At 35.3% G+C, this 12149-nt stretch carries 9 protein-coding genes; 6 read left to right on the forward strand and 3 right to left on the reverse strand.

All coding sequences use genetic code 11. The features are described 5' to 3' along the window. Nucleotides 1-290 precede the first annotated feature (290 nt). Entirely contained in the window at nucleotides 291-1376 is a 1086-nt protein-coding gene (locus tag LpgJCM5343_RS02670; protein ID WP_101890470.1) for a M42 family metallopeptidase, read from the forward strand. After that, the gene (locus tag LpgJCM5343_RS02675; protein WP_003649245.1) at nucleotides 1376-1576 is read left to right on the forward strand and encodes a hypothetical protein; all 201 of its coding nucleotides are present in this window, start codon (nucleotides 1376-1378) and stop codon (nucleotides 1574-1576) included. The genes LpgJCM5343_RS02670 and LpgJCM5343_RS02675 overlap by 1 nt, the downstream gene beginning before the upstream one ends. A 57-nt stretch (nucleotides 1577-1633) precedes the next feature. On the opposite strand, the gene LpgJCM5343_RS02680 is transcribed toward LpgJCM5343_RS02675, so the two are convergent. From LpgJCM5343_RS02680 to LpgJCM5343_RS02690, 3 genes are read right to left on the reverse strand one after another with little or no spacing between them, the layout of a single operon-like run. Next, nucleotides 1634-2920, reverse strand: a complete 1287-nt coding sequence (locus LpgJCM5343_RS02680) for a phosphatidylserine decarboxylase family protein (protein ID WP_113576196.1) — start codon at nucleotides 2918-2920, stop codon at nucleotides 1634-1636. A gap of 25 nt (nucleotides 2921-2945) precedes the next feature. Then, on the reverse strand, nucleotides 2946-4379 hold the full coding sequence (locus LpgJCM5343_RS02685; RefSeq protein WP_101890471.1) for a basic amino acid/polyamine antiporter: 1434 nt from the start codon (nucleotides 4377-4379) through the stop codon (nucleotides 2946-2948). Nucleotides 4380-4413: 34 nt separating this feature from the next. Beyond that, nucleotides 4414-5700 (reverse strand): phosphatidylserine decarboxylase family protein, encoded by a 1287-nt coding sequence (locus tag LpgJCM5343_RS02690; protein WP_101890472.1) that lies wholly within the window; start codon nucleotides 5698-5700, stop codon nucleotides 4414-4416. Nucleotides 5701-6126: 426 nt separating this feature from the next. On the opposite strand from LpgJCM5343_RS02690, the gene LpgJCM5343_RS02695 reads away from it, so the two are divergent. The 4 genes from LpgJCM5343_RS02695 (at nucleotide 6127) to LpgJCM5343_RS02710 (ending at nucleotide 12138) form a co-directional block, all read left to right on the forward strand. Further along, nucleotides 6127-8163, forward strand: a complete 2037-nt coding sequence (locus tag LpgJCM5343_RS02695) for a beta-galactosidase (RefSeq protein ID WP_101890473.1) — start codon at nucleotides 6127-6129, stop codon at nucleotides 8161-8163. 147 nt (nucleotides 8164-8310) lie between these two features. Further along, nucleotides 8311-9804, forward strand: a complete 1494-nt coding sequence (locus LpgJCM5343_RS02700; protein ID WP_039157153.1) for a peptide MFS transporter — start codon at nucleotides 8311-8313, stop codon at nucleotides 9802-9804. A 152-nt stretch (nucleotides 9805-9956) separates the two neighbouring features. Continuing rightward, complete coding sequence (locus LpgJCM5343_RS02705) at nucleotides 9957-11189, forward strand: MFS transporter (RefSeq protein ID WP_049161908.1); 1233 nt, start codon at nucleotides 9957-9959, stop codon at nucleotides 11187-11189. Between the two features lie 97 nt (nucleotides 11190-11286). Beyond that, nucleotides 11287-12138 (forward strand): alpha/beta hydrolase, encoded by an 852-nt coding sequence (locus LpgJCM5343_RS02710; RefSeq protein ID WP_101890474.1) that lies wholly within the window; start codon nucleotides 11287-11289, stop codon nucleotides 12136-12138. Nucleotides 12139-12149: the final 11 nt, after the last annotated feature.

Here is a 12149-nt window from a genome sequence, read left to right on the forward strand (position 1 = left end):
TAAGATATGAATTTTTGCTATAAGTATAACAAAGGATAGGAAAATCTATGATATTTTTTAACCGTAAAACAAAAAGCAGACATCTGGGGGAATAGAAGTCTGCTTTTTTAATGTCGTATGTTATTCTGGGAGAATAAGTAAGGTGTAGAAGTTCACTTACTTGTCTAATAGAATACCTTTAATTTTTTAAATAAAGCTAGGCATAAGATTTAAAATTTGCAAAGAATTTCTTTAAAAAGTTTAAAGAAGTAAATATAATTAAAATAAAGACGTTTGCGAGAGGAAAAATTATGAAAAAAGAACAAGAAATTGAGATGCTAAAAGAATTCTCTGATGCAAATTCAACCTCTGGATTTGAAGAAGAATTTGTAAAATTATTTTCGACTTATGCTAAAAATACAGCAGATATTACAGTTGATGGCATGCTTAATGTGTATGCTGCAAAGAAGGAAAATAAGGGAGATCGTCCTGTAATTCAGATGGATGCACACTCAGATGCAGTGGGCTTCATCACTCAAGCGGTTAGACCAAATGGTTTAATAAAATTCGTGCCACTTGGTGGCTGGGTAAAATATAATATTCCTGCATTAAAAGTAAAAATTAGAAATCGTGAGGGTGAGTATATTCCAGGTGTAGTTGCAACTAAGCCACCACATTTTATGACTGCAGCTGAAAGAAATTCGATTCCAGAAGTAGCTGACATGTCAATTGATGTTGGCTCATCAAGCAGAGAAGAAACAATAAAAGACTATAAGATCGATACCGGTTGTCCAATTTTTGTTGATGTGAAGTGTGAATATCATGAAAAATCAGGTCTTTTCTTTGGAAAAGATTTCGATGATCGATTTGGTGCTGGTGCAATGGTCGATGTTTTAGATAATTTAAAAGGTGAAGAAACTGATTTTGATGTTGTGGCTGCTTTATCAAGTCAAGAAGAAGTTGGTCTTCGCGGAGCTTATGTAACTGGTAGAAAGATTAAGCCAGACTTATGTATTGTGCTTGAGAGTTGTCCAGCAGACGATACTTTTGAGCCAGACTGGCTATCTCAAACTGGATTAAAACGTGGTCCAATGTTGAGAGATATGGATACGACATTTTTACCAAATCCTAAATTCCAACAATATGCTTGTGATTTAGCTGATAAAAATAGAATACCGTATACTCGCTCAGTAAGAACTGGTGGAGGACAAGATGGAGCTGCCATTTATTATGAATATGGTGCACCAACAATTGTAATTGGAATTCCAGTACGTTATGAACATTCTCCATATTGTTTCTCTGCGTATAAGGACTTTAAGGCATCAGTTGATCTAGCAACTGCAATTATTCGCGATATGACGCAAGAAAAATTAGATAGTTTTAAGGAGGTAATTTAATGGATTGGAAAAGTTTCTTTAGAAAAATGACAATTATCATTTGGATGCTATGTTTGATTAATTTGTTGGTGCTAATAGTTCGCTATACTGCAAGCGATATTGGAACGTTTTTTTCGTGGGATTATCCGCTAATATGGGCTTTTATACTGGGATGTATTTTTTGTATTTTGGCGATTTTCTGGCCCAAGAAAAATAAATAAAAGTATGAAAAAAGTGAAGGTACATTGAAGTGCCTTCACTTTTTGTGTGATCTGATTTTATTCTACGCGTGCAATTTCATCATGAACCTTAATATTGTGTGAACCTAGACTTGGCTCTTGACCATGAAGATTAAATTTGACGTTAACACCAGGTCTAAATAGAAGTACATGAGTTGAACCACCAAAGTGGAAAATACCTAATTGATCACCTTTATTAATATGTTGACCAACTTTAACTGTTATTTCATTACCAGATACTTCTGCCATACCTACAGCAACAAAGCACATTAATCCAATCTTTGGATTATCAGCTTTGATGAAAATAACAGCACGTGATGCAGTTTCAGTAATATAAGCTTGAGAATCATTAGGTGCAGCTGGGTCAGGACCGTTAGGATTTTCAAAACCTTGTGGTAAAGTTTCAGAATAGTATGAACCATATAGGTTATAAGCTTTAACAACCGTACCACTAACAGGACTATTCCATCTGTGGTAACTTAGTGCACTAAGAAAGGCTTGATAGAGAGTACCACCAACAAATTCTGATGTTAATGAGTCATTGTGAAGCAAATCGATTAATGAATATGGTTGTCCCTTAATCCAGAATTTAGCTTTAAGTGGAAGGTTATGTGCAATACGATATGGTGCTGATTCACAAGCATTAGCAATTGAATCAGGGTCATCAGCATTAGCAACAGGACGAACGCCAGGATTAAAAGTTCTCGTGAAGAAATGATCCCAAGATTTAAATCCGTATTGCTGATCAATATCATTATTAGGACAGGCAAAAATGTCATGGAAGTTTTCGCCATAAGCAGCATTACACATACTCTTTAGTGCTTCGTCTCCAAGCCATCCTTCTTTAGAACGATTAAGAACATATGTAGAATCAGGAGATTGTAAAAATCTTCCCCAATAATCTAAAATATCACGTAATTTTTGATTAACACGTGGATCCATAAAAGCGACATAGCCAGCTTTGGTTGCCATTGGGTAATCTAAGATAGCATTGATTGGGAAGCCGACTAATCCAGTAGCATTGAATTCTGGAGCCCGGTGCATGACACGGTTAATAACTCTGAGCATTTGATGATAATTATGAACAGCTGGGGTGCCCATTGGTGTTTCGACATATTTAGCTGGAACTTCTTCAAACATCATATGGAATAAATTCCAAAGATACCGATCGGATTCAATTAGATCTTTCAAGGCTTGAACAGGTGGTAAAAGAGTTTGATCTTGTTCTGCTTCAGCTTCTTTTAACACCTTTTTTAGCCAATTATTGTAAAACTCTTGATCGCTAGGTAACCATTGTCCAACATTAAATTTTGCATCTTTTTTCATTTTTAACACCTTTTAATATTAATAACTATAATGAAATCTTCTTTGTGACTAGAAGGTAGACAGAAACAACAGCCAAAATACAAATGATAATAGCCAATGCTAATTCCCATTTGTTAAATAGAGGGGTACCTTTTTTGTCGTATTCTTTTCTGGCAAAGTAGTAGAAGATTATACCTACAGCATAAATAATTGTTGAAATCAGTAGGTAATTAAGTCCTGCTGCATATAAGAGCCATAGACAATAGATGGTTGATAAAATACCTATGAATAAACTCTTATTACGTTTACGAGAATCATTAGCAAATATTTCACGTTTTTGAGCAATTTTCCATAAGTACATTGAACTTAATAAGTAACAAGGTAAAATTATTACCCCGGTAATGTCGATACATGCGAGATAAACATTATTAGCTGTTACTACTAAGATCATGAACAAGGACATCAAAATACTTGAAATGTATAAGGATACACTAGGTACCTTTTTCTTATTTTCATGAGCAAAGAATTTTGGCAATACATGTCCTTTAGCTGCAGCATATGGAAGTTGAGCCATCATAACGGTCCATGCAACCCATGAACCACCAACAGAGATAATTACGGAAATTGTGACGAAGTCTATGAACCATGGGCCTAATAAGTTTTTCATCAAGTAAGCTGTTGATGGATCAGTTAATTTAGAAAGAGTTGGTTGATGATAAATACCATAAGCAACAATACTAATTAGAACATAGGCGATTAATGAAATTAAATAGCCCATTACAGTTGCTTTACCAACATCTTTAGGATTTTTAGCGTGGTTAGAAATAACAACCGCACCTTCAATACCGATAAAGCACCATAATGTTACTAACATAGGAGCTTTAATTTGGCTAACAAAGTTTCCTAAGTGAAGACCTTGTCCCCAGAATCCCCAGAAAAATGTTGGGAAGCGGAAGAAGATTAGCATACAAATTAGAATGATTCCTAAACTAATGAACTTGATGATAACTGTAATGTTGTTAAGAAATGAGGCTTCTTTAACACCATTAAGAACTAAAAAATTATAAATCCAAATTAAAACAATACCGAATATAACAGTTGGCCATTGGTGTTTAAGCAAGACCGGAAAGTAACGACCGAATGAGTCATTAAGCATAACGGCATAAGCTACATTACCTGTAATTGCTTCAATCCAATAACCCCATGCTGAATTGAACCCAACATATTTACCGAAACCAGCGCGTGCATACGAATAAATACCAATATTTAAATCTGGTCTTTCTTCAGCTAAGATTTTGAAAGTAAAAGCAAGTCCAAACATGCCAATACCGGTCAAGATCCAAGCAATAAGGACAGCACCAAGTGATGAAGAAGCGACCATATTTTGAGGAATATCAAAAATTCCGCCACCAATCATGGCGCCAACTACCATAGCTATTAAGCCAAAGAGACCAATTTTATGACTTTTAGTTTTAGTCATTTTGAAGTCTTCTTTCTTTTAATTAAAATCCAACTTATTTAACGCGAGCTATTTCTTCTCTAACTTTAATATTTGAGCTACCTAATCCAGGCTCTTGATCATGTAAATTAAATTCAACTTGAGTTTCAGGCCTAAATAGAAGTACATGAGTTGAACCACCAAAGTGGAACATTCCTAGTTGATCACCCTTGTTAACGTGTTGACCAACACGTACAGTGATTTCATCACTTGATACTTCAGACATACCTACAGCGACAAAACACATGAGACCAATCTTTGGATTATCAGCTTTGATGAAAATAACAGCACGAGTAGCTGTAGCAGTTAAGAAGGCTTGTGAATCGTTTGCGGCAACCGGATCAGCACCACGTTCATTTGCGAAGCCTTGATATAAACTTTCAGAGTAGTATGAACCTGGTAAATTATATGCTTTTACAATAGTTCCACTAACAGGACTATTCCATCTGTGATAACTTAAAGCACTTAAAAATGCTTGATATAAGGTTCCACCTTCAAATTTTGAGGTCCATGGGTCGTTATGAAGAAGATCCATTAATGAGTAAGGTTGTCCTTTAATCCAGAATTTAGCTTTCATTGGTAAATCACGAGCAATTCTAAATGGAGCAGATTCACATGCATTGGCGATTGAATTTGGATCTTCAGGATCTTGAACTGGACGAATGCCAGGATTAAATAAACGAGTAAAGAAATTGTCCCAGGAAGTAAAACCTAAATGTTTTTCACGGTCATCTGACTCACATTTAAAAATAGTTGTAAAATTATCGCCATCAGCTGCTTTAGACATTTCATTTAATGCGTAGTCACTTAACCAGCCATTTTTAGAAGTGTTAAGAACATAGGTAGATGCGGGAGTTTGCAAATATTTGCCCCAATAATTCAATATATCTCTTAATTTCTCATTGATTTTTGGATTCATGAAAAACACATATCCAGCCTTAGTAGCCATTGGATAATCCAAAATTGCATTGATTGGCGTTCCGACCAATCCAGTAGTATTAAATTCTGGAGCTCTTTGAATAATACGATTGAGCATTAAAAGCATTTGACGATAATTTCTTACTTGAGGAGTGCCCATCGGTGTGTCGACGTATTTTTCAGGAATTTCATCAAACATCATTTGAGTAATATTGTACAAGTATCTATCAGACTCAATTAAATTTTTCAAGGCTTGAACAGGAGGTAGTAACTTTTGATTTTCTTCACTTTCTGCTTCTTTTAAAACCTTTTTCAGCCATTTGTTGTAAAATTCTTGGTCACTTGGTAACCATTGTCCTACATTATATTGGATATTCTTTTTCATCTTATTTACCTCTTGTATTTATAAAAAATAACAAAAAAACATAATAAAGTGCACTTTCATCATCACTATAAGGCTAAATGTAAGTGGGATCAAAAAAAACGTATTTTTAAATAAAAAAACAGGTAGCGCTAAACTACCTGTCTTTGCATACATTTAATTTAAAAACTATTATTTAATTCTTTGCAGCGTCACTAATAATTATGGTGAAAAGCTTGGAACAATTGTTGTTGAAAAGAAGGATGGCAAGATTAAAGCATATAGTGATGTAGTGAAAAATTTTGATTTAATCATTCATGATGCAGGAAAAGAAGATCAAAAGTTAAGTACAAATGACGGACAAATTAAGAATTAAAAGCAGTATGATTATCTTAAAGGAATAGCTACGTTTTCTGAAATTGCAGATAGAAAGAAACAAGGAATAAAGTCATGAAACGTATCTTAAATACTAACGAATTTCTACATGGCGGTGATTATAATCCTGAGCAGTGGTGGGATGAACCGGATGTGATCAATCAAGATTTTGCACTGTTTAAGCAGGCAAAGATAAATACAGTGACAGTAGGAATTTTTTCGTGGGCAAAATTAGAACCAGAAGAAGGAAAGTATGATTTTTCATGGTTAGATGAGATTTTTGACCGAGTTGAGGAGATGAATGGTCATGTTGTTCTTGCTACGCCTAGTGGCGCAAGACCTGCATGGCTTGCACAAAAATATCCTGAAGTTCTTCGAACAGATAATCTAGGAAATAAGCGTGGTTTTGGTGGTCGTCATAACCATTGTTTGACCTCACCTATTTATCGTGAAAAAGTGCGAGAGATTAATACGAAATTAGCGGAGCATTTTGGTCAAAGAAAGAGTCTAGTGCTTTGGCATATTTCTAATGAATATTCAGGCGAATGCTACTGCGAGTTATGCAAAAATGCTTTTAGAGAGTGGTTAAAAAATAAATATGGAAATTTAGATAATCTCAATCATGCTTGGTGGAATACTTTCTGGAGTCATACTTATAACGATTGGTCGCAGGTTAATCCACCAAGTCCTTTAAGTGAGATGGGTAATAAAGGGATGAATCTGGATTGGAAGAGATTTATTACAGATCAGACAATTTCGTTTATTGATAATGAAACTGCACCCTTGAAAAAGATAACGCCGAATATTCCAGTTACTACTAATGTGATGGCTGGAAATCCTTTAATGGATCCATTTGCTGGTTTTGATTATCAAAAAGTTTCAAAGCATTTAGATTTTATTTCTTGGGATTCCTATCCTGCTTGGGGAAATGATAATCAAACTACAGCAGAACTTGGAAGAAATGTTGGTCTAATTCATGATTTCTTTAGAAGTTTGAAACATCAGAACTTTTTAGTTATGGAAAACACTCCGTCGCGTGTTAACTGGCATAGTGTTGATAGGGCAAAGAGACCAGGAATGCATGAATTAGCCAGTTTACAGGATATAGCACATGGCAGTCAAGGCGTGCTGTATTTTCAGTTAAGAGCGTCACGCGGATCATCAGAAATGTTTCATGGTGCGGTAATTGAACATCGCCATCCTGAGCAAACGCGTGCTTTTAAAGATGTCACTAAGGTAGGCAAAGACTTAGAAAAAATTAGACCAATTGTTGATACTAATTACGCTAAAGCACGTGTAGCGATTGTATTTAGTTATGACAGTTATTGGGCTTTGCAAGATGCTGAAAGCTATAGTAAAGATAAAAAGATCTGGCAAACAATTCAAAAACATTATCGTTATTTTTATGACCATGATATTCCAGTTGATTTTGTTAGTCCTGAAGATGATTTTTCAGAGTATACCTTATTGATCGATCCGATGCATTTTTTGATGAGTAAAGCATACATTGAAAAAATTGACAGCTATGTTAAAAATGGTGGTCAGATTGTTGGCACTTATATTAGCGGGGTTGTAGATGAAAATGATCTGGCTTATATGAATGAGTGGCCTAAGGAATTACAAGATATATATGGAATAGAGCCACTTGAGACGGATGTTTTGTATCCTGGACAAGCAAATACGATTATTTTTAAAGGAAAAGAATATAAGACACACGATTATTGTGAAACTTTAATAAATTGTACAGGAAAGGTGCTTGCAAAATATACTAGTGATTTCTATCAAGATACACCTGCTATTGTGGAACACGAAGATGGGCTAGGAAAAGGATATTATCTTGCTTGCCGGACCGATTATGATTTGCTAGAAAAATTTTATGAAGAAATAGCCAGTGATTTAATTCCAGAACTGCCAATTTGTAAATCTAGCAGTAAAGTTTCGATTCAAGTGCGTGAAAATGGGAATACACAGTATTGGTTTGTTCAGAACTTTTCTGATAAAGAGGCAAAGATTAAATTAGATAAGGAACTTCTTGACCTCATAGGAGGTAAAAAGGATAAAGGAGAAGTTGTTTTAAAGCCATTTGAGAGTAAAGTTTATGGTGTTGAGTAGATGAGTTTAAAATAGGCATTCTAGGATAAAAAGAGAATGCTTATTTTTTATATTGATCTACACCGATTTGACTACTTATTCTAAATAGGTATAAAATTAACCTTTCTGTGTGAATAAAACACAAAAGACGGAAAGGAATAATTTTTGATGAATAATTCGACAACAGAGAAGACTTTCTTTGGACAGCCACGTGGTTTGTCCACTTTGTTCTTCACTGAAATGTGGGAGAGATTTAGTTACTACGGTATGCGTGCTATCCTACTCTTCTACATGTACTATGCTGTAGAACGTGGCGGACTAGGCATGGATGAAACAACTGCTGCCTCAATCATGTCTATTTATGGTTCGCTAGTTTTTCTTTCTACAGTAGCTGGGGGCTGGCTAGCAGATAGAATCTGGGGAGCAAGGAGTACTGTCTTCTTTGGTGGTGTCCTAATTATGATTGGACACATTGTTTTAGCTTTGCCAATGGCAGAGTTAGGCTTATATATTTCAATTGCATTTATTGTAATTGGTACTGGATTGCTTAAACCAAATGTTTCTAACATGGTAGGTGGTCTTTACTCTTTAGATGATCGAAGAAGAGATGCAGGATTCAGTATTTTTGTTTTCGGCATTAACCTTGGATCTGCTTTAGCTCCCTGGCTTGTTCCTTGGGCAAGTGAAGGATTTGGTTTTAACTTATTTGGCAATCATCTTAATTTCCACGCTGGTTTTTCTTTAGCGGCAGTAGGAATGTTCTTTGCCTTGGTGCAATATGTGTGGGGAGGTAGAAAATACCTTTCTGATGATGGGATGCAGCCGACTGATCCAATTGATCCTGCAACTCGTAATAAGCTATTGAAGAGAGTTCTTTTAGGTGCTTTAGTTTTAGCAGCTGTTTTAGGTGTGATGGCTGCGTTAGATCAATTAAACGTCGATAACATTATTACCCTAATTACTATTGTGGCTATTGCTTTGCCAATTTACTACTTTGTTTTAATGCTTAGAAGTCCTAAAGTAACTAAAGAAGAACGTTCGAAAGTATGGGCTTATATTCCATTATTTATTGCTGCTGCAATTTTCTGGGGAATTGAAGAATCTGGATCAGTTGTTTTAGCCTTGTTTGCTGCGCAAAGAACAGTTCTTCATATTGGAAACTGGCACTTTACTGCTGCTAACTTCCAAACTTTAAATCCATTATTTATTATGATTTTAACCCCATTTTTTGTTTGGCTATGGGATAACTGGAAGAAGCAACCGAGTGCTGCTGGTAAGTTTGCAGCTGGTTTAGTTTTTGCTGGACTTTCATACATGTGGATGGCACTACCAGGTATGCTCTATGGAACAAATGGACGGGTTAGCCCATTCTGGTTAGTTGGTTCCTGGTTCATTGTTGAAATTGCTGAGATGCTTATTTCGCCAATTGGATTATCCGTAACAACTCGTTTAGCTCCTAAGGCATTCCGCTCGCAAATGATGAGTCTTTGGTTCTTAGCTGATGCAACTGGACAAGCTGTTAATTCGCAGATTGTTAAGTATTACTCAAGTAAAACTGAAGTAGCTTACTTCTTAGCTGTTGGTTTGGTAAGTGTGTTATTTGGTGTTGTAATGTTTTTCTTCACAAAGAAGATTCATAATTTGATGGCTGACGCTGAGTAATTAAGTAAAAAATTGAATATTTAAATTAAAAAGATTCAAGCTTTAGCTTGAGTCTTTTTTCTGTAGGCATTGTAAATTATTAAAAAACGAGTAGAATGAATTCTGAAGAAATAATTGGATGACAGAGAGCATTCGTTTTGGAGGAATTAAATATGGATACAATGGTTAAGCACAGACATAGTCTAAGCAAAAATCAGAAGTGGGTTATAGCATCTACTTCTTCAGGTTTTGCTCTTGAAAATATGGATGTGCTTTTTTTATCGTTTGCAATGAGTTCAATGATTGCTGATCTGCACTTATCAGGTGGAGCAGCAGGTTTTATTTCGACAATTACTAACCTTGGAATGTTAGTGGGTGGAATTGCTTTTGGAATTTTAGGAGATAAAATTGGCCGTGTTAAGACTTTTAGTCATACGGTAATTATTTTTGCGATTGCGACTGCTTTGATGGCTTTTGCTAATAATATTTATATGATCTATGGACTACGTTTCTTAGCAGGAATCGGAGCTGGTGGTGAATATGGTGTCGGAATTGCTTTAATTGCTGAAAACTTTCATAAAGAGCAAATCGGTAAGATGACATCAGTTGCAGCAATTGGTGGTCAAATTGGCGCAATTTTGGCAGCTTTGATTGCGGCTTGGATTATTCCAACGGCTGGTTGGCATATGCTATTTCTAGTAGGAATCATTCCAGTAGTTTTAACAATTTTTATTAGAAAGCATGTTCATGAAAGTGAACAATTTCTTGAGGCTAAAGCGAGTGAAAAGAATTCATTATTGTCAGATGTAGCTAAAAAGATGTTCTCTACGCCTCGTCTTGCTTGGCAAACACTGGGTTTGATGATTATGATGACTGTTCAAATTGCTGGCTACTTTGGCTTAATGAACTGGTTACCAACAATTGTTCAAAAGCAATTAAACTTAAATGTTTCAAATTCTAGTCTTTGGATGATTGCAACTATCATTGGGATGAGTATCGGAATGATGACCTTTGGTTCAATTTTTGACTACTTTGGTCCTAGAAGAGCCTTTGCAATTTTCTTAATTGGTTCTGCCTTGATGGTATATACTTTGAGCTTAGCTCAAAATATGGCTACTCTTTTAGTAATTGGTGCGGTTGTCGGCTTTTTCTCAAACGGGATGTTTGGCGGTTACGGTGCTGTGATCAGTAGATTGTACCCAACTGAGATTAGATCAAGTGCCAACAACATTATTGTTAATGTGGGTAGAGCAATTGGTGGTTTTTCATCAGTAGTAATCGGTATTTTAATGGATAGATATAATCTTGGTGTAGTAATGGGCTTTTTATCAGCCTTATACATTATTAGCTTCATTGTGATGATTACTTTACCAGGTTTAAGGGATTTATCAAAAGTAACAAAATAGTATAGCTTTTAGCAATAGTAAACTAGTGAGAATAAATATTTTTCAATTAATAATTGTCCTTGTATACTAGAGAAAAGTAAGTGTGAGAGGAAAGATTATGAAGAAGAGAAAAATTTATCTTGCTAGTTTTTTTGTTGCTTTATTTTTATTGGTTTTAACGGGATGTAGTCAAAAGTCGCAGGAAATTCCAACAAAAAAGGTTACAGTTTCATTGAGTAATACTAAAACAATTCCTACCTTTTTCTTCCACGGTTGGGGCTCCAGTGTAAATGCCGAAAAGCATATGGCAAATGCGGCTAAAAAGGCCGGTGCGACTAATACCATTGTTCAAGCTGACGTAAGTAAAAATGGTACTGTTAAGTTGAACGGAACTATTCCCAAAAGTGCCAAGAACCCAATTATTGAAGTTAATTTAGAAGATAATCAAAGTGGTAAGACGTCCTATGTGAAAGACGTGATTACTGCCGTTTCAAATAAATATCACTACGCTAAAATCAATTTAGTTGGACATTCGATGGGAAATTTGCAGATTGCTAATTATATTAATGAGAACTACAACAATAAAAAATTACCACAGATTAATAAAGTAGTTTCAATTGCTGGACATTACGATGGCTATTTAGGCGAAGAAGCCGGACAAAAAGCCAAGATCAAGAATAAAGAAACAGGGCAACCAGACATTTACAGTGATGGATTTAAGAAATTGTTGCCTTTGCGTAAACATTATCCAAAGCAGATCGAAGTTTTGAATATTTATGGTAATAAGAAAGATGGCTCGAATTCGGACGGTTCAGTTTCTGTAGCTTCTGCTCAAAGTTATAAATATTTAATTAATGGACGTGCAAAATCATATCGAGAAGTTGAAATAAAAGGAAAGAATGCGCAACACAGTAAATTGCATGAAAATAAAGAGGTTGATCGTCTTCTAATTGACTTTTTATGGAAATAAAAATAAAAAAT

The organism is Lactobacillus paragasseri, from assembly GCF_003584685.1.
GTDB classification, from domain to species: domain Bacteria; phylum Bacillota; class Bacilli; order Lactobacillales; family Lactobacillaceae; genus Lactobacillus; species Lactobacillus paragasseri.

Bases quoted from the DNA above. Each gene is read 5' to 3' on its own strand.
- LpgJCM5343_RS02700 (WP_039157153.1), top strand. From the start codon at position 8,311: ATGAATAATTCGACAACAGAGAAGACTTTCTTTGGACAGCCACGTGGT.
- LpgJCM5343_RS02710 (WP_101890474.1), top strand. From the start codon at position 11,287: ATGAAGAAGAGAAAAATTTATCTTGCTAGTTTTTTTGTTGCTTTATTT.
- LpgJCM5343_RS02675 (WP_003649245.1), top strand. From the start codon at position 1,376: ATGGATTGGAAAAGTTTCTTTAGAAAAATGACAATTATCATTTGGATG.
- LpgJCM5343_RS02705 (WP_049161908.1), top strand. From the start codon at position 9,957: ATGGATACAATGGTTAAGCACAGACATAGTCTAAGCAAAAATCAGAAG.
- LpgJCM5343_RS02680 (WP_113576196.1), bottom strand. From the start codon at position 2,920: ATGAAAAAAGATGCAAAATTTAATGTTGGACAATGGTTACCTAGCGAT.
- LpgJCM5343_RS02670 (WP_101890470.1), top strand. From the start codon at position 291: ATGAAAAAAGAACAAGAAATTGAGATGCTAAAAGAATTCTCTGATGCA.
- LpgJCM5343_RS02695 (WP_101890473.1), top strand. From the start codon at position 6,127: ATGAAACGTATCTTAAATACTAACGAATTTCTACATGGCGGTGATTAT.
- LpgJCM5343_RS02685 (WP_101890471.1), bottom strand. From the start codon at position 4,379: ATGACTAAAACTAAAAGTCATAAAATTGGTCTCTTTGGCTTAATAGCT.
- LpgJCM5343_RS02690 (WP_101890472.1), bottom strand. From the start codon at position 5,700: ATGAAAAAGAATATCCAATATAATGTAGGACAATGGTTACCAAGTGAC.